Annotated in this window: 17 protein-coding genes and 2 riboswitches; of the genes, 9 read left to right on the top strand and 8 right to left on the bottom strand. The window is 48.9% G+C overall.

Annotation, left to right across the window (positions count from 1 at the left end):
• Window positions 1-44: 44 nt before the first annotated feature.
• Window positions 45-527, top strand: a complete 483-nt coding sequence (locus BC351_RS31910; RefSeq protein WP_079418672.1) for an SgcJ/EcaC family oxidoreductase — start codon at window positions 45-47, stop codon at window positions 525-527.
• A 176-nt stretch (window positions 528-703) separates the two neighbouring features.
• Here the strand turns inward: BC351_RS31910 and BC351_RS31905 are convergent, their stop codons facing one another.
• Entirely contained in the window at window positions 704-1,489 is a 786-nt protein-coding gene (locus BC351_RS31905; protein ID WP_079418670.1) for a lipase family protein, read from the bottom strand.
• A gap of 173 nt (window positions 1,490-1,662) precedes the next feature.
• Between BC351_RS31905 and BC351_RS31900 the strand changes: the two genes are divergently transcribed.
• From BC351_RS31900 to BC351_RS31885, 4 genes are all read left to right on the top strand, one after another.
• A complete protein-coding gene (locus BC351_RS31900; RefSeq protein ID WP_158082301.1) occupies window positions 1,663-2,550 on the top strand; it encodes a methyl-accepting chemotaxis protein in 888 nt (295 codons plus the stop codon).
• Between the two features lie 57 nt (window positions 2,551-2,607).
• Window positions 2,608-4,323 carry an ABC transporter ATP-binding protein gene (locus BC351_RS31895; protein WP_079418666.1) on the top strand — a complete coding sequence of 572 codons (1,716 nt, stop codon included), beginning with the start codon at window positions 2,608-2,610 and terminating at the stop codon, window positions 4,321-4,323.
• 177 nt (window positions 4,324-4,500) lie between these two features.
• Complete coding sequence (locus BC351_RS31890; protein ID WP_079418664.1) at window positions 4,501-5,577, top strand: ABC transporter permease subunit; 1,077 nt, start codon at window positions 4,501-4,503, stop codon at window positions 5,575-5,577.
• Complete coding sequence (locus tag BC351_RS31885; protein ID WP_079418662.1) at window positions 5,574-6,533, top strand: hypothetical protein; 960 nt, start codon at window positions 5,574-5,576, stop codon at window positions 6,531-6,533. Before BC351_RS31890 ends, BC351_RS31885 begins: the two co-directional genes overlap by 4 nt.
• A 139-nt stretch (window positions 6,534-6,672) precedes the next feature.
• Here BC351_RS31885 and sugE read toward each other — a convergent pair whose 3' ends face one another.
• From sugE to BC351_RS31860, 5 genes are all read right to left on the bottom strand, one after another.
• Window positions 6,673-6,993, bottom strand: coding sequence for a quaternary ammonium compound efflux SMR transporter SugE (gene sugE, locus BC351_RS31880; protein WP_079418660.1), 321 nt, complete (start codon window positions 6,991-6,993; stop codon window positions 6,673-6,675).
• A gap of 87 nt (window positions 6,994-7,080) precedes the next feature.
• Window positions 7,081-7,184, bottom strand: a riboswitch (guanidine-I (ykkC/yxkD leader).
• A 90-nt stretch (window positions 7,185-7,274) separates the two neighbouring features.
• Entirely contained in the window at window positions 7,275-8,651 is a 1,377-nt protein-coding gene (locus BC351_RS31875; protein ID WP_079418658.1) for a cryptochrome/photolyase family protein, read from the bottom strand.
• A gap of 93 nt (window positions 8,652-8,744) precedes the next feature.
• Entirely contained in the window at window positions 8,745-9,218 is a 474-nt protein-coding gene (locus BC351_RS31870) for a C40 family peptidase (protein ID WP_079418657.1), read from the bottom strand.
• Between the two features lie 3 nt (window positions 9,219-9,221).
• Window positions 9,222-9,363: riboswitch (cyclic di-AMP (ydaO/yuaA leader) on the bottom strand.
• A 167-nt stretch (window positions 9,364-9,530) separates the two neighbouring features.
• Complete coding sequence (locus BC351_RS31865) at window positions 9,531-10,349, bottom strand: hypothetical protein (protein ID WP_079418655.1); 819 nt, start codon at window positions 10,347-10,349, stop codon at window positions 9,531-9,533.
• A 30-nt stretch (window positions 10,350-10,379) separates the two neighbouring features.
• On the bottom strand, window positions 10,380-12,380 hold the full coding sequence (locus tag BC351_RS31860; protein ID WP_079418653.1) for a M1 family metallopeptidase: 2,001 nt from the start codon (window positions 12,378-12,380) through the stop codon (window positions 10,380-10,382).
• A 212-nt stretch (window positions 12,381-12,592) separates the two neighbouring features.
• On the opposite strand from BC351_RS31860, the gene BC351_RS31855 reads away from it, so the two are divergent.
• Window positions 12,593-13,084, top strand: coding sequence for a YwhD family protein (locus tag BC351_RS31855; protein ID WP_079418651.1), 492 nt, complete (start codon window positions 12,593-12,595; stop codon window positions 13,082-13,084).
• A gap of 172 nt (window positions 13,085-13,256) precedes the next feature.
• Here BC351_RS31855 and BC351_RS31850 read toward each other — a convergent pair whose 3' ends face one another.
• A complete protein-coding gene (locus BC351_RS31850) occupies window positions 13,257-15,281 on the bottom strand; it encodes a transglycosylase domain-containing protein (RefSeq protein ID WP_425270954.1) in 2,025 nt (674 codons plus the stop codon).
• Window positions 15,282-15,701: 420 nt separating this feature from the next.
• Between BC351_RS31850 and speE the strand changes: the two genes are divergently transcribed.
• The 3 genes from speE to argS all read left to right on the top strand — a co-directional run bounded on the left by speE (window position 15,702) and on the right by argS (window position 18,798).
• Window positions 15,702-16,529 carry a polyamine aminopropyltransferase gene (gene speE, locus BC351_RS31845; protein WP_079418647.1) on the top strand — a complete coding sequence of 276 codons (828 nt, stop codon included), beginning with the start codon at window positions 15,702-15,704 and terminating at the stop codon, window positions 16,527-16,529.
• Window positions 16,530-16,708: 179 nt separating this feature from the next.
• On the top strand, window positions 16,709-17,119 hold the full coding sequence (locus BC351_RS31840) for a YwiB family protein (RefSeq protein ID WP_079418645.1): 411 nt from the start codon (window positions 16,709-16,711) through the stop codon (window positions 17,117-17,119).
• 5 nt (window positions 17,120-17,124) lie between these two features.
• The gene (gene argS, locus BC351_RS31835; RefSeq protein WP_079418643.1) at window positions 17,125-18,798 is read left to right on the top strand and encodes an arginine--tRNA ligase; all 1,674 of its coding nucleotides are present in this window, start codon (window positions 17,125-17,127) and stop codon (window positions 18,796-18,798) included.
• Between the two features lie 930 nt (window positions 18,799-19,728).
• On the opposite strand, the gene BC351_RS31830 is transcribed toward argS, so the two are convergent.
• Window positions 19,729-20,889, bottom strand: coding sequence for a S8 family peptidase (locus BC351_RS31830; RefSeq protein WP_079418641.1), 1,161 nt, complete (start codon window positions 20,887-20,889; stop codon window positions 19,729-19,731).
• Between the last annotated feature and the right edge of the window lie 271 nt (window positions 20,890-21,160).

The raw sequence follows: 21,160 nt of genomic DNA, 5'->3' as shown, positions 1-21,160 counted from the left end.
TAGCATGATATACTAATCTCATTGCTGCATAAGGAGGAATTAGGATGAGCACACCAACATTATCTACGGAGGAAGCATCAGTTCAAGCCCTATATCAACGGCTTTTAACGACGTGGAATGAACGTAAAGCTGCGGATATGGCAGCTGTTTTTGCTGAGGAAGGGGAATTGATCGGATTTGACGGAAGTGTGGTCCAAGGGCGGTGGATGATTCTAGAACACTTGGCTCCTATATTTGCGAATCATCCGACGCCGCCTTATTACGGAAAAGTGAAATCTGTTCACTTTCTGGCTGAGGGAGTTGCTGTTCTGCGAGCCATCGCCGGGATGGTCCCCCAAGGGAAGTCTGATTTGGCTCCGGAGCTTCATACGCATCACACGATGATCGCGGTAAGGAAGGATCAGATCTGGCAGATTGTACTTCACCAGAATACACCGGCGCAATTCCACGGCAGGCCAGAGCTGGTAGAAGCCATGACGAAGGAACTCAGAGAGCTGCGTGCGTCTCAGGGAAAAGAACAAGAATAGATGAGCAAGTGAAACGATTGCAAAAACAAGTAGATAGGTATCGAGAAATAGAGCTGATAGCCAAATGGCACATAAAAAATGCCCCCTTTCCGGTCTTTGGTTCCGGTGGATGGCAGTTACATAACGACACAAGTATGGCGGTCCGGGGCTTCTTCTTTATTTTCTTCTTCATCTGACTAGACATCTGGGCAAAATCCCGGATTCTGCGCATTTAATCGCTGTGTATAACGAGGATCCAACTTGGAGAGCTCTTTGAAATAATTGTCCATCGCATGATTAGCCGAAACAGAGCCTGCTTGAAAGGTAAGCTCTACGCCCTTTTTTACATGAAGGTAGTGGTAGATCAGATTGGTTCGGGGGGACTTATATAGGAAAGGCGGCAATTCAGGGACGATATCATTCGTATTATAAATGCGGTAGTGAGGTCCGGTTCGATGGTTAAACAGGCTGGCGAATTCCGGATTCCCAACGCGTGGTGAGGCATAGGTATACACAGAAGGCATCTTAAACCGAGTATTGGTCGCCAAATCAGCGGCACATAAGATGGCGAGAGAACCGCCAAGACTGTGTCCTGTGATGTACAGCGTTTTGTGGGCTGAAAGCTTGCGAAGCGAGGCTAATATTTGCTTGCGGGCAGAGCTGTAAATATCAATGAAGCCTTTGTGCACGAGTCCCTCCTCTGCGGCATAAGGGAAAGCAGTTTGTCTGGCAATGATATCGGAGATCCAATCCGATGTCGTGGAGGTGCCTCGAAATACGATGACGATCTGTCCGTCCGATTCCGCGATAAAGCCGAACAGCTCTCTTACGCCGAAGATAGAAGTCGCTGTACAGGGAGACACCATGCGATAAGATTTTGGCAAAACAATGCTATCGTTACCATTTTCAAGCTGCTGATAGCTTTGACTGCACATGGCTGCAAGAAAGATAGCCGTTCGCGTGTCTAACGAATTGCTTAGCATAGGTTAATTCCTCCACACACAGGATGCCGTTCACCTATATATATGAAAATAGTGGACACATGTCCTCCGACAAGGGCCTATTTTCTTAGAGACTTTCGGCCTACCAGTGTGTAAGATGGAAAGAAAAGAGATATCGCGGCAATCAACGCGTATAGAGAGTGGAGATGACAGGGATGATGAACATGGAGCAGCTGGACGGGAAACAAATTGGACAAGAAGTTGTCATAAACAAAGGAGAAACGTTGTTTCAAGAAGGCGATGCCGGGCACCACATGTACATCGTCTTAGAAGGTACCGTTGAGATTTGGCTGAAGATCGAGGGAAAACAGATTCCAGCGGCTAAACTTAGGGAAGGTGATTTTTTCGGCGAAATGTCTCTTCTGGAAGGACTGCCTAGAAGCGGGACCGCCAAGGCAGTGGAACATTGCCGATTGCTTCTCTTGCAAGAGGAAGCGTTCCAAGAGCTATTGTCAGCAGATTCTGCCTTTGCCTGGCGTATCATGAAAGCCTTGTCCTCGCGTGTGCGCAACGTGAATCGGGAGTTGGTTCAGCGAGTGGGCAAGGACCTGCAGGAGGTAGCCGAGCAGCTTGATACGAATACCCAAGGTGTTGTAGCGGGGATTGAGGCGATTGCCAAATCAGCGAGTGAAATTGAGTTGAATGAGAAGCAGCTGGCGGAAGAAATCAAGGATGTGCAGCATATATCGAAGCAAATTGGCTCGATCATGTCTTTTATCCGAACCGTATCCACACAAACGCACATTCTCGGCTTGAATGCTGGTATCGAGGCCGCAAGAAGCGGGGAACATGGACGAGGTTTTGCCGTGATTGCCGAAGAAATTCGAAAGCTTTCCGCGCAGTCCAAGGAGAATGCCGAGCAAATTGCGAATCTCATCGAGCAGATCGGTCTTAAGATGACCTCGATCACCGTAGCGTCGGAAGGCAGCGCAATCCGCAGTCATGAACAAGCGTCAGCTACGAATCAGATGGCGGCTGCCACAAGTCTAATGACAGAGCTGGCTGCAAGACTTTCAGATATTGCTGCTTCCATGAAGTCCTAAATAGGGCTTCTTTTCATTTTTTTATGAGGTATAATAAGCGATGGGAGGTGGGGACATGTGTTAAAACGCTTTTTTTCCTATTATAGGCCCTACAAACACTTATTTATTTTGGATTTTACCTGCGCGGTTGTAGCTGGGCTGCTAGAGCTCGGATTTCCGCTTGCTGTGAATCAAGTTGTGGATAAACTGCTTCCTGCAGGCAATTGGAGTTGGATTCTATGGGCTTGCGTAGGCTTGCTTGCTGTCTATGGACTCAACACAGTGCTGAATTTCATCGTCACATACTGGGGACATAAGCTGGGGATTAATATTGAGACGGACATGCGCAAAAAGATGTTCGATCATTTGCAGAAGCTCTCCTTCCGGTTTTATGACAATAATAAAACAGGTCAATTGATGTCGCGAATGTCCAATGACCTGCTCGAGATTGGGGAAGTCGCGCATCATGGTCCGGAGGATCTGTTCATCGCGGTGATGACCTTGATCGGTGCGCTGCTGCTCATGCTCAGTATTAATGTGAAGCTGGCGCTGTTAACTTTCGTTATTGTGCCGTTCCTGCTCTGGATTGCGGTATACTTTAATCAGAAAATGACGAAAACCTTCCGCCGCATGATGGGAGACCTCGCGGATATTAACGCAAGAGTCGAGGACAATATCGGAGGGATTCGCGTAGTTCAAGCGTTCGCGAACGAGTCCTATGAGAAGAAGCTGTTCGAGGATAACAATGGACGTTTCCGATTGACCAAGCTGCTGTCCTATAAAATTATGGCGTGGAATGTATCGCTTAGCTACATATTAATGCGGATGGTGACGGTGTTCGTCCTGATTTGCGGCACGTGGTTCGTTATTGACAAGCAAATCAGCTATGGCGAGTTTATTGCTTTCGTGCTTTTGACGAACGTCTTTCTTGGGCCGATCCAGAAGATTAACAACGTGATTGAAAGCTATCCGAAAGGGATTGCCGGTTTCAAACGATACGTCGAAGTGATTGACACCGAGCCGGAGGTATCCAATTCTCCGAATGCCGTCAAGGTTGAGCATTTGGATGGACAAATTACATTCGATTCCGTGTCTTTTGGCTACGGAGACGAAGCGCGGGTATTGAATGATATCAGCTTAACCATTCGGGCGGGAGAAACCGTTGCTTTCGTCGGCCCGTCCGGCGCAGGGAAGACGACGATCTGCAGCTTGCTGCCTCGATTCTACGATGTCAGCGAGGGCAGCATTTCCATCGATGACCGCGACATTCGCAGCATCGAGCTGGAGTCGCTGCGCCGCCAAATCGGCATCGTGCAGCAAGACGTGTTCCTGTTCTCTGGCACATTGCGGGAGAACATCGCCTACGGCAAGCTGGGCGCGACGGATGCCGAGATCTGGGAAGCTGCGCGTCGCGCGCAGCTGGAAGGCTACATCCAGTCCCAGCCGAAGGGACTGGATACGATCGTTGGCGAACGCGGCGTCAAGCTGTCGGGCGGACAGAAGCAGCGGCTCGCCATCGCGCGGATGTTCTTGAAGAATCCGCCGATTCTCATCCTCGATGAGGCGACATCGGCGCTCGACACGGAGACCGAGGCGGCGATTCAGCAGTCGCTTGCCGAGCTGTCGCAGGGGCGCACGACGTTAGTCATCGCCCACCGACTGGCGACGATCAAGAATGCGGATCGTATCGTCGTCGTGACGGAGCATGGCATTACCGAGCAAGGCGGGCATGAAGAGCTTATCGCAGTAGGCGGTGTCTACAGCCGCTTGCATCAGGCGCAGTTCAGCTCATAATACAGGCTGTAGTAAGCTGGCTTAGGCTGGCTTGCTGCAGCTTTTTTTGCCTGGATGGGAACAACGTGTTAGGCGCTATGTAAATTCCATAAAGTGGATAGAACTCCTAAAAAATTCGTGGTACACTATGAAAATAGTTATCTACCACTGGTGAATTATAGGACGGGGTGACGATAGTTGAAGTCGACTTTACGCTGGGTATTGCTTGGATTGTTTACGCTCGTGTGCATCTTCTTTCTGAGTAATATCCGCAATGCGTTCATATCTACCCAACCGGATCAGATTAAGATCATGGTTGGTTCAGGTTCCACCTTGCAAGCAATAAGCGAAAAGCTGCCTGGCAGTCAAGTCTTGGATGAGAAAGCTGGGCTGCTCACCGTTCCCTATGGGAAGGTGTGGGATTATTTAGGGAAAATAATGGCGGTAAAAGGTGTTTTCCGTGCCGCGGCCGTTCCTTTGGATCATCCGACCATTTCATGGCGTTACTATGGCTATTCGATCAAAGAGCAGCTTCAAGGCTTTCTGCATGGCGATTTCGGGAAATTCCGCAGCCCTTTTAATCGCACAGAGGTGACGGTTGTTCAAGAGCTGCCGACAATGCTGCTGCGAACATGCACGTACTTCATTCCTGGTTTGTTGATGGCTGTTGGTGTCAGTCTGCTTCTGGCGATGCTCTCAGCAAAGTGGCGGCGAATCGGCGTTTTCATGGACGGCGTTCATGCTTTGCTCGTTGGATTGCCTGACTTCTTCTTGATTGTGCTTATTCAATTAGGAGCGATTTATGCTACGAAATTTCTTGGGCATTACGTGCTTCTGATTGTGCAAGTAGGGAATAAGACACCGTTCCTCATTCCATTTCTGACGATTGCGCTCATTCCTTCGGTGACCATCTATGGCACGATGCGTGTTGCTATCTCGCGAGAATTGGGTCAAGACTACGTGGTTACCGCACAAGCCAAGGGGTTAACCCGCAGCGAGGTGCTCATTTCGCATGTGCTGCGCAACGTCATGCAGGATTTGCTAGCCATCTTGCCCAAAGCGACTACGTTGGCGCTGGCCAGCATGGCTGTCGCTGAAGCAATATGCGGGATATTTGGCCTTGGCGGCTTCATCACCTCGCCGACTGTTCAAAGCGTCTCGTCGATGTCCGTCATTTGCATGACACTTGCATTAGTGGCCATGGCCTTTCATGTGCTGTACGCTCTGCTGCGCAGAAGGTTCGTCATCCGCACAGGGGAGGCAGTCTCCCAATGAAGATGAAACGCTCATCTACCGCTTACTACTGTTCGATTGCCCTTGTTGTCGTAATTTTGCTCGTCATGATTTTCGGCACGTGGCTTAAGCCGCATGGCATTACGCCAACGGATAAAATTAATATGATTCAGTATCAAGAAGATGGCAAAACGAGGTACAGCATCCCACCGTACGCGCCGAACAGCACGTTCCTGCTCGGTACGGATCATCGGGGCTTTGACATCCTCAGCTTATTGCTAAATGGCCTGAAATACACGCTGGGCATCGCGCTGGTCCTGACTTTGGCCCGCTTTCTGTTCGCACTGCCCTGGGGGTTGTGGAGCGGGATGACCGGCAAGGGGTGGGGAATTCTTAAAGCGATGCAGTGGGTAGTGGCATCTGTCCCTGCATTTATATTTTTATTCCCGCCTCTGGCTGGCATGTATTTTGGCTTGAGGCTGGATCAATGGACAAAGGCAGATCCACATTATCAGATTCTTTTTTTCGCTACGTTTGTTAGTTTGGTTACGTTTATTGGTGTATTTCCGCTGGCACATCAGATGGCTGAACGAACACGCTATTATAATGATAAATTGTTTATTGAAGCCTCGCGTTTGATGGGGGGCTCCGTTATTCATAGGACCCTTCGGCACTTGGTTCCTTGTATGCGCAATGAAATATTGTTCATTTTCCTCAGTGAATTTATGCAGGTGCTCTTCCTGCTCGGGCAGCTCGCTGTCTTCAACATCGTGCTTGGCGGGACAGAGGCTATCGGCGACGCAGATGCCGGCTACTCAATCACCATCACGACATCTGGAGAGTGGCTGTCTATGATTGCCTACGGTTCAAGGTATATCAGGCTGCATCCTTGGATCATTTTGAGCGTCGGTACGAGTTTCGCTATCTTGTTTTTGTCTTTGCAGTTCTTCTTAAGCCAGCTCAAACGCCGCTACGGCACTGATCGTCAATTGATGTGAAAAGAGTCGGGAAACGCCATCTCATGGACGGTATCCCGACTTTTTTGAGTCTTAGCCATGTGAGGTAGTATCAGAAGGAAGAAGTATCCACTAAAGTTGGCTCAGAGCGAGTTAGTTTGTTAGCGATAAGGCTGTTCGATTAATGTCCAGAAGTAAATTTAAGTCCAAGGATGCCTACTAGGATTAGGATCATAAATAAGATCCGCGTCAAACTGATGGGTTCATCGAGAAAAAGTGTGCCGATGATTATGGCGCCAACAGCGCCAATTCCAGTCCATGCCGCGTAGGCGGTACCAATTGGAAGAGTTTTCGTTGCGACAGCTAGGAAATAGAAGCTAACCGCCATCCCTGCGATGGTAATGGAAGAAGGAACCAGTCGTGTGAAACCATTGGAAAACTTCAAGGAAATGGCCCAAACCACCTCAAAAACACCTGCAATAACGAGATACAACCATGCCATGATGAATCACTCCTTTGAATAGTGCTGTACACGCCTTTTTGGCCGCGGCAAAACAGAAAAAGCCCGGAAGTCATCGCTTAGCGATTAGACTCCCGGGCTTTTCCCCCTCCGTGACCACAGCGTATTCGCTGTGTGTTTTCTCTTGGACCAGGCCGGCAGTTGAACGCCGCGGAACCCTAGAAAACGACATGCCGTTATTATAGAACGGCTTACATGCGATGTCAAGTTACAGCTTTTGGCTGCTGCAGAGGAAGGTATGCGTTTTATGATTCATTTCGCATCTACGAGCTATCAGGCCCATCGATCTGTTTGCTTCTCATAATATGCTTATACACCTCAATAGCAGCAGCTCGGGATGCTTTGATATCCACAATTGCGTGCGCTTGTGGCAAGTGAATCTGCTTGTCATTCTGATCCATCAGCTGTGGCAGCCATCTGCGCAGGTATTGCCCACTTGGATCATGCGTGACCGACTGGGTCACCGGGTTCATAATGCGGAAATAGGGAGAAGCGTCGAAACCAAGTGACGCGCTCCACAGCCAACCGCCGCGATTCAAGATGTTATCGTAATCATGGAGTTTATCGCGGAAATACTGTTCACCTAAGGTAAAAGGACAAAGCAAGTTTTTCGTGAGAAACATGGCCGTTATCATACGCAGGCGGTTGGGCATTCTACCTGTTTCATTCAGCTCTGTCATAGCCGCATCAATAATCGGCACGCCTGTCTGGCCGCTGCACCATCGCTCGAAGTGCCGGTCGCTCAGAGCGGATAAATCAAAGCATTTCTCATAGCTGAAAAAGTTGTCATCATAGATGGCTTGGTACATATAGAAATCGCGCCATATCAATTGCCGCACCCATGCGGCTGCATGTTCCTGATTCATCACAGCTTCATAAACCTTGCGGATCGAAATCGCGCCTGCATTCATAGCTGCACTCAACGAGCTGGTGCCGTCATAAGCGTAATGATCGCGCCGCTCGACATAATAAGGGAGATGATCCCGCAAGAAATCATCCAGCTGTTCAGCAGGATCTTCAGCTTGAGGGGCATCCTCCCAGGAAAAAGGCGGAGCAAAGGTCTGCAAGAGCTCTAATAAGCGATGCCCGTCTTCCCAATGAGCGAGATTTACGGTTGATAAATCGCTCAAATGAATCGGTGAAGAAGGGCGATAAAATGTTTGCAAATAGGTGTTTAACTTTCTATAAAAGGGGGTAAATACTTTGTAAGGACCACTTTTGCCTGAGGTAATCTGAAAATCGGCTAAATCCGCAAGGGTATGATCGATGAATGTCGTGAACGATACACCTAGTTCTCGGGCGACATCCCGCAGCTTCCCATCACGTGATTTCGCATAAGGCGTGAAATCGCTATGCAGGACAACCTCATCAATGGGGCTATTTTGCAGTAAACGCTCAAGAACCACTTCGGGCTCTCCATAAACCACATATAAGGTTCGATCATATTGCTGATAAAGGTTCATCAACCTTTTTACATATCGCAGAAATTGTTTGCCGCTATGAGCCTCATGCCTGGAGTGACCCAGCAGCGAGGGATCCAGAATGAGCATATGCAAACTAGGCGCGCCGCTTTCTAATAAATAATTAAAGGCAGCTAGATCGTCTACCCTCAAATCCTTCCGATGTATAAACACTTTCATTCTATTCAATAGGCCTCCCAAAAGAATAAAAGCCCGGAAGCTGCTCTTGAGAGCTAGGCTTGCCCAGGCTTTATTCATGGTATTGCAGGAAAATTACTTGGATTCAGCAGTTAGCTGATTGTAGATATCATCCCACAGAACACGTCTGGCGGATACATACCTCTTGGCATAGTACGATTCGCTTAGCTTATTTTTCACGATGCCTTCATCGGACGCGGAATGAATAAATTCACCGTTACCCAAGTAGATACCAACGTGAGAAATGCCTTTGCCGCCTGTGTTGAAGAACACAAGATCGCCTTTGCGAAGATCACTTTTGTCAACCCAGAAGCCCTCTTTATCTTGAGCAGATGAACTATGAGGAAGGTCAATACCGAACTGGTCGAAAACGTATCTGGTAAATCCAGAGCAATCAAAGCCCTTTGTTGTCGTTCCCGCATCTTTGTACGGAATTCCGAGCAATCCATCAACCGTTTCATCCAACTTAGCTTGTGACGCAGACACACTTCCTAAAGCCACACTCAAAAACAAAACAAGACTAAAAACAAGAGCAACAATCTTTTTCAACTGCTTGTCTCCTTCCGGTGCCTACGAGGTTAGCTGGAGGGTTCGGTTGAAGGTTCCCTATGATCCCTGTCTTGCAAGATCAATTCACCCGGGTAGTGGTTCCCCCGTTTCCCCAAAGAAATGAGGAATTCGGCATGAAATATTTGGTTTTTTGATGCTAGTTTTTGTAATTCGTCATAAAGATTGAAATTCCTCCTTTTCCAAGCGCTTCCTTCTATAAAAAAGTGAAAAATATCGCAAATCGGACGAAAAAATGCCCCATTCACAAGTGAATGAGGCATTTTAAGTCAATTTAAGCTGTTTTCGTTGATTTTAACCATTCAATTTGGCGGAGAGCAGTTTGAATTGTGACGTGATCGCCCAAATTTGCAGGAATATGTGGAAAAGAGGGAAGAGCTGATAAATGATTAGCGCTACCAGACCTGCCCATAAGTAGGTCGCTGTGAAGGTGATCCCTGCCAATAGTCCTGCACTGCATAGGAGAATAAGTGCTATACCCATGATGGGAAGCGAAAAGCGAATGAATGTGATGACTGTTGATAGGACACCAAGGTTCCCAGCAAGCGCAAACTGTATGTACATGAACATGAGGTGCAAAAGAAAGCCATATACCAGCATGCCTGCAAGCCAAGGCAGTAATTGGAGCGCGGCTTCCTCAAACGATGTGCTGTGCGTAAACAAAGATTGCGCTTTGGGCAGCAGCCAAATGAGCGGAGCCGCGGTGAGTGTGATCCGGGTTATATACGCAAGGAGAAAGGGCAGCATAAGCTCCTTTATTCCGCGGAAGAAGCGATAACCTGCATTTTGCTCGGAATGGGTAAGCGAGTAATAAACACCGCTGTTCAGCAAAGGCGTTAGCAGCATGCGGAGCAAGAGCAACGCAGCTAGCCACCAGAGGTAAGGATAGATAAGATCGGTTTTCATAATTTGAAACTGACTTTCAGCCAGAAACAGCTGCAGGGCCTCCTTCGGCTGGTCGGCGCCGGGAAAGCGGTGCATGAGAGGGACGAGCACCCCCTGGACCAGCTTGTAAAGCAGGATGCCCCAGCCCATTTGGTACACGAACAGAATAATCGTGGCAAAAGGCTGCGCTAAAGCTGCCAGGAAGCCGGATTTAATATAGGATGTCATGGAAGTCCCTCCTTCGAGATTTGCTTAACCCTACCAGGAAACCCAGCCGAATATCGTTTGCAGGAATTGAATAATACCGAGATTCCAGCGAATTTTCCACTTCGTGCTCACTTCGGTTTGCATATAATTGTTAATGTGTTTGTTTTCCAGGATGAGCGTGTAATTGGGGTCAATGCGAACCCAATCTACCGGTGTCGTGTGGGTGAATTTAAATTCGATCCGGCTTTCTTTGCCGTCCCATGTTTTATCCAGCGCGGTGCCGTCTGCGAAATGGAAATGGATCGGTACCTCCGGCGAATTGCCGCCTTTTTTGGAGATGAGGACGGTACTCTCGTAGGAAGCGGCTTCTTTCGTGCCTACCGATTTCACGCGGATGCTCTCGACGGTGTAATCCATCATCATTGCGCCGTAGACATATTCGTTGAAGAAATCATCCCACTTCGTCTTGGTTATTTCTTCCACGACATTCTGAAAGTCCTTCGTCGCAGGGTGCTTGAACTCCCATTTCTGGAAATAGGCTCGCATGATGCGATCCATCGTCTTGGTGCCGACTTGCTTCTCGATGGCTTTGAGCACAAGTTTGGCTCGTGTATAGACATTCTCCGCATATTGGTCATGTCCGTTATAATCCCACGCGTTCTGTTTCAGTGCATTAGGCGATGTAATATAGCTGGATTCCACTGGCAAGTTGGGAGACACGCCATAATCAACTTCCATGACTTTATCTTCGATATAAGAAGTGAAGCCTTCGTCCAGCCATGCCTCTTCGAACTCGTTGCTGGCGACGAGACCATAGAAGAATTGATGCCCAATTTCATGGACAACGACGCGTTCGAGCTCCAGATCCGGCGTTTTGTCGGCAGCTCCCCATGCGGTAACCAGTGTCGGGTATTCCATGCCGCCAGCGCCGTTGCCGCCCGGAGGAGGGACAACAATAGACAAAGTTGAGTATGGATATGATCCATACCACTGGCTGTAGCGAGACAGGGCCTTTTTGGCAGCGGCCATGTAACGATCCTTCAAATCTTGATGATTAGGATCAAGATAGAGCTTAATCTTCACTCCCGGGATCTGCGGGGTAGAGAAAGGCTCTTCGACATACACGAAGTGAGGCGAAGCCGACCAAGCGAAATCATGGACATCATCCGCATAGAACTGATAGGTCTTTATGCCGTTATCCGTCACGGCTGGTTTAACGGGGAACCCCGTCGCTGCCACCGTGTAATTCGATGGGACTTGGATTTTCACGTCATACATGCCGAAATCCGCATAAAATTCGGAGTTCCCATGATATTGGTGGAGGTTCCACCCCGGCTCTGTGCGTCCCCTTGTACCTGCTCGCTCATACGCCGCTACTTTAGGGAACCATTGCCCAGCCATGACGAAGTCACCTACATACCCCATTCTCGCGAAAGCGGCAGGCAGCTTGACCAGGAATTCTGTCTTGATCGTGACTTGCTCACCGGCTCCTACAGGCTTAGGGAGCGGGATTTTCAGCAAGGTATGATCATCCTTGTTGCCGTCATCCGGCTGTACGAACGTCATTCGAGTGCTGAGGTCCTCGCCGTCAATCGTTTTCACAGACAGCAAGTCCATACTGCCGGTGCTGCCTATCCGGGCTTCATCTTGACGCAGCTTCCCGCCGGATTCGCGCATAAACGTCGTTTTTTTGGACGCGAAAGCATTCGGATAGAGATGAAGGTAAAGCTCTTGTACAGGAACGGATCCCGGATTTTCCCACGTCACGGTTTGCTGCCCTTGAAGCTGCTGCGTCTCAGGTGTATAGGCAACGTTCATGTGATACTCGGCAATGCGATAGCTTAGCGGTGCCGGTGTTTGCTTATCCGGCGCTTTGCCGTTGTCTGCAGGCTGCATGTCCGGCGCCGGAGCAGACGATTCATCCTTAGAGACGACCGGAATCGTCAATCTATTTGCGGATGGGAGCAAAGCTTCAGACAGCAGGACCGTGCCTGCTGCAAGGAGCATGACAACGAACCATTGTACCTTGCGGTTTTTGAATACAACACTCATGAAATTCACCCCGCCTAACAAGCATCTACAGCATGTATATGTAGACAACCTAGGGAATATTTCTGCGAGTGGAAAAGAATTGCAGGACAAGGCATCGAAAGGAGCAATTCCAGTGGTCCTTTCGATCCTGCCCTTGTTCTGGAGGTGGACTTTCGCTACAATAACAATAACGAAGAAGTGTCATTTTATTATGAAGAGTGGAAGGTGCCCTTATGGAAGCGGATAAAAAGAAGCTGGCCTTAAATATAGTAAGTTCCAAAGTGAATCATAAAGGCTTTGGTGCCGGAGCGATTGATTTGAGCAATGTGTCGGGTATCATTATTGATGGGGATGAAGCTTATTTGGATGAAGGTACCCTTCATGCGAAGAGCAAAATTGAAAAAGGAATCAAATTCTCGACGAACAAAGAAGACGTACCGAATGGCCGCAAGGCTTGGATCGTGTGGGTTGCAGTGGATCGTACAGAAGAAGGAGCCTACTATGCGGGAATGGCTGCTTGCGAAATGTTGGTGGATACAGAAGCGCGCCGCGGCTGGAAAATCCTAGCCGATCATGTGAACAAAATGGACGGTGCGATGAAACGTAAATTCATTCTTGACGGTCTGGCAGACGGGGAGAAGGCAGCACTGAAAAAACAACTCATCGCCCACAATGAAGAATGGTGGAATCGCTCGGACCAGTCCCTGAAAGACAGCCTTTCTTGATCACACAAAAGCCATATTTGAGAATATGAACATTATGTGTCATCCATTGTTACGCAATGGTGAACCGAGTATACTAGACCCTAGTGTATGTTACCTCATATACTAGGACAGCAAAAAGGCAGACTAAGACGCGCTTAGTTCTGCCTTTTTGTGTTTCAATGGAGTCGGCGGATCAGTCATTCCACCATCGTTTGAGATCATTCCACCAAGAGCTGTTTTGGCCTTTTGGTGTATTTTTATTGTCATTTTTGGACGCTGGCTTGGCAGGCTTTCCAGTGCAATAGGTAGTTGGCTCAGTGCCGGCAAGGAAAGCTTCCAGATGAGAATTGGGACAATCCTCATTCGACAGCTTGCCGCTCACTGGATCAATATAGACGCTATTCACGCCTTCTGGGACAGGGAACAGCTTCGGTGGAATTGCGTCCAATGTTTGTTCCGTGAATTCAGCGAAAATCGGAGAGGCGAGATGGGATTCCACAGTAGAGATATCCCGGTCCTTGTCATAACCGACCCACACTGCCGTCGTAAGCTCTGGCGTGAAGCCGACCAGCCAAGCATCTGTGTCGGTCGTACCGGTTTTGCCGGCAATCGGCCGCTTAATCGTACTGGCAACTCGATTCCCTGTTCCGCCCTCCTCGAACACGCTCTCCATTAAATTCGTCATCACATACGCGACAGCAGGGTCCAGCACACGCTCGGCTTGCGGCTTCGCTTCATATAAGACCTTCCCATTCGCATCCTCAATTCGTACGATGGCTGTTGCCTCTTGGTGCACGCCCTGATTCGCAATGGTACTGAAGGCGGACGCCATTTCCAGCGGGCTTACGGGGAACGAACCTAGCGCCAGCGAAGGCAATGGCTTCATCGGAGAGGCAATCCCTAACTTGCGGGCCAGGTCGATGACCTTCGCTGGGCCGACATCCAATATCGTATGCACCGCATAGATGTTGTCTGATTTGGAAATGGCCTGGCGCATATCAATATTCGCGTTAATGTACTGATCATTGAAGTTCCTTGGCGTATACTTCTGGCGGCCTTCATCATAGGTGAACACAGTTGGCTCACTTTTGACCTGTGTGACAGGCGTGTAGCCGTTTTGGAGTGCAACCATATAGACGATAGGTTTAAAAGCGGAACCTGGCTGTCTTGTATTCGAGAGGGCCCGATTGAACTGATTCTCCGAATAGTCGCGACCGCCGACCATGGCCTTTATTTCCCCGGATCGCGGATCAATGGCCACAAGGGCAGCTTGCAGATCCGGCTTATCAGCGAGCTGTTTGGTGACGGTATTCTCGGCAATGGCTTGCGCTTTTTTATCCAATGTCGTGTAAATGCGAATGCCGCCCTCGTCAAATTGTTCTTCTGATATGCCTAATTTCTCTGTGGCAAGAGACCGCACATAATCACGGAAATAAGGTGCCGCAGCGGGCTTCTTCTTCGTAAGCGGTTGAATGTTCAGCTTTTCTTTGCCTGCGGCGTCGGCTGCGGCTTGCGTGATGAACCCGCTGCGCACCATCGTCTGTAGAACGATTTTTTGGCGATCCATCGCATTTTTCAAATCATAATAGGGGGAATAATAGCGAGGACCTTTCGGCACCCCGGCGATCATGGCGCTTTCGGCCAAGGTCAACTCACTGGCATGTTTGCCGAAAAAGAGCTCTGAAGCTGTTTCAATGCCATAGGTAGAATGACCGTAATAGATCTGATTTAAATAATTGGCAAGAATTTCATCCTTGCTTAGCTGCATTTCCATTTGAACCGCGTAGACGGTTTCTTTGATTTTGCGGGACCACGTTCGATCATGATTTAAATATAAGTTCCGTGCCAATTGCTGAGTAATCGTGCCTGCCCCCTGCACCTTCGCCATCGCTTGGACATTGACAACAGCTGCACGGGCGACCGCTTTCACATCCACGCCGAAGTGTTCGTAGAAATGCTGATCCTCCACAGCAAGCGTCGCGTTAATGAGATAGGGAGAAATTTCTTTGAGAGAAACGACCTGCCGATTTTGCCCTGAATAGAAGGTGTCAATCAGCTCGCCATGGGTATCGTACATTTGGGAAGTTTGCAGCATTTTGGTAACGGGCAGCGTTTGGGTGCGCAAATAAACGAAGAAGCCGGCGGCCAAGATGAGCATAAGAATGCAGGAAGTAAAGAAGAAGGAAAACATCTTCTTAATACGCCGCATCCAGCGCATAGACGCAGGAATCTCTTTATTCTTAGGTTTTTGTGGCGTGCCTGAAGAAGGCGGATGATTGTTTTCATTTTCGGACATCATGCTTTCCCCCTTTCTGCGTGCCCAAAGGCTTTACTATCCAGTATGGAAAAGCATGGCAGTCCGTATTCAACAAATTGTAAATATTTTTTATGAAATGTGTAAAAAGCCTAGGAAAATATTGCATTTTGGGGGTAATGAACTATAATACAATTTGTGCGTTGAAGAACCTTGATAAACGTACTCGTCCAAATGGACAGTGCAAGTCGTTATCCTTGGTACGAAGGGACAGGAAATGTTAGCTCCCATCGCATGACTTTTCCAACTGGTGGCACACTGTTAGAGATAACGAATATCAGTATTTATTCATCCCAATATAGCCTCGCGAAAGAAGGTATGAACATGGATTTGTGGTACACAGAGAAACAAACGGATAGCTTCGGCATCACGGCAAAAGTAAAAGAAACGTATGTAAGAGAACAAACAGATTTCCAAGACCTTTCAATGATCGAAACCGAAGAATGGGGAACAATGCTGACCCTGGACGGCATGGTCATGACAACGGTAAGAGACGAATTCGTTTATCATGAAATGGTTGCCCACCCTGCGCTTGTGACTCACCCGAACCCAGAGTTCGTACTTGTTGTTGGCGGCGGCGACGGTGGTGTTATCCGTGAAATCATGAAGCACCCGAAAGTGAAAAAGGCTGTTCTGGTTGATATCGACGGTAAAGTCATCGAGTATTCCAAAAAGTATTTGCCAACCATTGCTGGCGAACTGGACAACCCTCGCGTAGAAGTTATCGTTAACGATGGCTACATGCACATTCACGATCACAAAAACACTTACGATGTTATCATGGTTGATTCCACTGAGCCGGTAGGACCAGCTGTTGAGCTGTTCTCCAAAGGTTTCTACCAAGGCATCCATGAAGCGTTAAAAGAAGACGGGATCTTCGTTGCTCAAACGGACAACCCTTGGTTCAAAGCTGACTTGATCCAAACGGTAAACCGTGATGTGAAAGAAATCTTCCCGATCGTACGCGTGTACAGCGCGAACATCCCTACATACCCAAGCGGTCTTTGGACGTTCACAATGGGCAGCAAAAAATACGATCCACTTCAAGTCGAAGAATCAGCCATTCCGGAATTCCCGACGAAGTACTATACACCACGTCTACACAAAGCGGCATTCGTATTGCCGAAATTTGTGGAAGATTTGATTAAGTAACAAAAGAGGATAGAGCCGCCAGCGAATCTGTGTTTGCCACGGAATGAGCTGGCGGCTTTTTGCTTATCCTTTCTTACGATCATTGAATTCATCGACCTTATCATATAAACTAATACCTAACTTGCCTTATCTTGACATAAGGCGCAAAGAGGATCTGCAGAAGAGGAGAATGACGGACCATGACGGCTAAAGCGCGTGTGCGCATTCGAATTGAGAGTCGAAGCGGGAGCGAGACCACGGTGCAGAAAGCACGAGGGGATCTCTATCGCAAAGGCAATCACACGTATATCCGCTATGAAGAAGAGCCGAACGAGCTTGGAAGAACGGTGACACTTATTAAGCTGGAAGAGAATCAGATACGCATTGTCCGTCAAGGAGATGTACAAGCTGAGCAAACGTTTGTGGCTGGTGAGAAGCGGATCGGCTATTATCAAACCCCACAAGGCCGTTTGGAACTCGAAATTGAGACACATGAGCTGAAATCGGAAGCTGAGCAAGGCATCGGCATCACGAGATGGAGCTATGATTTATATGCATCAGGCGCTCATGCGGGGGCATACAGGATTAAGTTGTTAATTCAGGAGGAGTAAGACGAATGGATGTACTAAACGAAGTTAAGGCTATCGTAAAAGAAGCGATTGTAGAAGCTGTTCTAGCAGCGGGTATCGTAGAAGCAGAGCAATTGCCGGAAATCATTCTTGAAGTGCCGAAAGAAAAAACGCACGGTGATTTTGCTACGAATGTTGCCATGCAGTTGACGCGTATTGCCAAACAAAACCCGAGACAGATTGCTGAGAAGATCATCGCTAACCTGCAAAAGGACAAAGCGAATATCGCAGAAGCCGAAATTGCCGGACCTGGTTTTATTAATTTTAAAATGAACAAAGTGTACTTGTACCCGGTTATCGCGAATGTTCTTGAGATGGGAGAGCGCTTCGGGGCATCGAACGTTGGTCAAGGACTGAAAGTGCAGGTCGAGTTCGTGAGTGCGAATCCAACGGGATCCCTGCATCTAGGACATGCGCGTGGTGCCGCTGTTGGCGATGTGCTCTGCAATGTGCTTGATCTGGCTGGATACGAGGTTTCCCGTGAGTATTATATCAACGATGCGGGCAACCAAGTCGTGAACTTGGCCAAATCCATTGAAGCCCGTTATTTGCAGGCGCTTGGACAAGAAGCAGAGATGCCGGAGGATGGTTACTTCGGAGAAGACATCAAGGGCTTTGCCGCTGATCTTGCTGCCGAAGAAGGGGATCGCCTTCTTAGCTTGCCGGACGATGAGCGTCGCGCGTACTTCCGTACTTATGGCTTGAACAAAGAGCTCGACAAAATCAAACGCGACTTGGGTCGGTTCGGTGTACATTTCGACAACTGGTTCTCCGAGACGTCGATTTATGAAGATAACCTCATTCCTCCGGTGCTCCAAGAGCTGCGGGATAATGGACACATCTATGAAGAAGAAGGCGCGACTTGGCTGAACACTACACCGCTTGGTGATGACAAGAATCGCGTGCTGATTAAAAATGACGGCTCCTTCACCTATCTCACTCCGGATATCGCTTACCACCGCAACAAATTTGGCCGCGGCTTCGAGCGCTTAATTAATATTTGGGGCGCAGATCACCATGGTTACATCCCTCGGATGAAGGCAGCCATGACAGCGCTTGGCTTTGAATCAGATCGACTTGTTGTGCTGATTGCGCAAATGGTGAGCTTGTTCCAGAATGGGGAAAAGGTGAAAATGTCCAAGCGTACCGGCAAAGCGGTTACGATGGAAGACCTCATGGACGAAGTTGGCGTGGATCCGATTCGTTATTTCTTCGCGATGCGCAGCATGGATTCGCATTTGGATTTTGACATGGACTTGGCAGTTTCTCAGTCCAATGAGAACCCTGTCTTCTACGTGCAGTATGCCCATGCACGGATTTGCAGCATCTTCCGCCAAGCGGAAGAACAGAACATTCAGGTGCTGCCTCTGGAGCAAGTAGATCTTACCCAGCTCACATCGGAAGCTGAGTTCGACTTGCTGCGCAAGATTGGCGAGCTTCCGGAAGAAATCGCCATCGCAGCCGAACAGTATGCGCCGCACCGGCTCATCCGTTATGTCTATGAACTGGCGAGCCAGTTCCACAGTTACTACAGAGGCCACTACGTCATCAGCGATGATGTGGCCTTGACGCAAGCACGCTTCGCGCTGCTTGGCGCGCTGCGCACGACTTTGGCCAACACGCTTCGCGTGGTGGGCGTGTCAGCTCCGGAGCGGATGTAGCTTCCTGCTTAGAAGAACACCTCCGAACACTGGAAACAGTGTTTGGGGGTGTTTTTTGTTGTCCGCGAGATGTATCGGGACGTATATACAAATGATTTCCAATGCGCTTATTGTCGAACTTATGCGGATAAGTGACTTTGCGGCAGAGAAAAATTCTGGAAACCCGCAAATGTGCATCCTTTTGCGCTTGAAATGGCCTGTTGTCAGCAAATTCCTGCGATTATGCAGGCATTTGTGTTGCTTTTTGGATTGTAGGGTGAAAAAGCGGATAAAGCCTTGGAGTAATCGCAGGCTTTACCTTTATTTACATGATTTTGTTTGAAAAAACCTGTACTTTTGCAGGTTTTAAGGAAGAAGGCTAGTATTGGCGGCCTTGTACACAGCTCCCAGAGGGGTGCTCAAAAGCTGGACCCCCAAAGGGGAAATCTGAGGAATAAAAGAATATCCTCCCCGGTGATGAACGCGGAGCAGGAGGTAATGTTAGCCAAATTACAGCTGAAGGGGAAGCAGCTATGGAGTTAGCCCTGTTTCCAGTGTTTGGAGGTGTTTTTATTGTCTGCGATATGTATCGGGACGTATATACAAATGATTTCCAATGCGCCTATTGTCGAACTTATGCGGATAAGTGACTTTGCGGAAGAGAAAAATTCTGGAAACCTGCAAATGTGCATCTTTTTGCGCTTGAAACGGCCTGTTGTCAGCAAATTCCTGCGATTATGCAGGCATTTGTGTTGCTTTTTGGATTGTTGGGTAAAAAAGCGAATAAAACCTGCATAATCGCAGGTTTTACCTTTATTTACATGGTTTTGGTTGATAAAACCTGCACATTTGCAGGTTTTAAAGAAGCCGCGGTCCGCCCTTCACCCCCGGCCCACGCACTGCCCCTGCGCCTACGTGCCCCGCCTCTCCGGCCCGGCGCCCCCGACCCGCCTAGCTCTGCCGCGCAGCCCGAATCGCCCGGCGGGCGTTCAAATGCCCAGGCTGCCAGCGCGTGCTTTCGCGCTTGCTCAAGCCGACCGAGCAGCGGCGCAGCGCGTTCTTGATCTGCAGCGGCGACATCGGCTTGATGGAGAGCATCAACGCGACAACGCCGCTGACATGAGCGGTAGCCATCGAAGTGCCGCTGAGCTCGTTGTATTTGCCGTGCAGCCACGACGAATAGACGCGTTCGCCCGGTGCGTAAATATCGATTTGCTTCCCGCGGTTGCTGAAGGGAGCAATTCGGCCTAATCGCGTGGTCGCGCCAACGGAGACAACCTGCGGGAAGCGGGCGGGATAATCGATCGTTTTCTTTTTGCCGTCATTGCCTGATGAGGCGATGATGATTTTTCCTCTGTAGTAGGCGTTCATCACGGCTTGTTCGAGAGAACGATTGTATGACTTCATGCCGAAGCTCATGTTGATGATGTCGAGATCGTTGTGAACACACCAATCAATACCTGCAATGATGTCCGAGACATAAGCGCTTCCACTGTGATCAAAAGCTTTTACAGGATGGATAATCGCTCGGGGAGCGACGCCGACAATACCGGAAAGGCGGCCAGTTGCCGCGATTGTTCCGGCGATATGCGTGCCATGCCCATTATCGTCAAAGGGAAGCATGCTGCGGTTTAACAAATTAATACCGCGTGAAATGGAATGGCGCAAGTCAGGGTGGTTGTAGTCAATGCCCGTATCAATGACGCCAATACGAATATTCTGGCCCGTCGATTTGCTCCATACTTGAGGTGCGCCAACTTGATCGACGCCCCAAGGAATCGTTTGGGAGCCATCTAAGGTGCTTGCACGTTTCGTAACGATTTTGTTGTTCACCATGTGATGAACCGTAATTTTCGTGTCTTCTTCAATGATGGGAGCACCGGTTAAGCCTCTAAGCTTGGAGTCAGGACGGAGCGTGCAGGAGAAAGCGTGAATGATGTCTAAATGGCGAACTTTGGTGAGGTTGCGGAGCTTAGACTTCATTCGTTTCAGCTCAGCTTTGCAGGCGTAATAGTCCCTAGCTGATGAGAAATGGATAATATGTTTTTTGCCGGAACGTTTGGTGAGGCCGATTTCCTCGTGAAGCAAATGAAGAAAGGTGGCTATATCCATCGTGCCATCCCCCCATGACAGCTTAGAATCGAATCTCCCCTATCCTATGTACAGGTCACCCCGTCTGACCGTGTCATCGCCTTTATTGAAATAAATGGGTGCGAAGCCGTGTCAGATGCGTAGATTTTACATAGGATAGATAGAGAGGCGCGAGCAGGAGTGTCTCTTTCTCAGGTACTGGAAACGGCTGTGACTCGTTCGCAGACGCTTTCCTTAGGATACAGTCGCAAGCGGAGGGGGACCTTCGCTTGTATTCATTTTAGGGGCATCG

The organism is Paenibacillus ferrarius (assembly GCF_002027705.1).
GTDB lineage: Bacteria > Bacillota > Bacilli > Paenibacillales > NBRC-103111 > Paenibacillus_E > Paenibacillus_E ferrarius.
The sequence above is the reverse complement of the archived record's forward strand: the minus strand, read 5'-3'. Positions and strand labels throughout refer to the sequence as shown.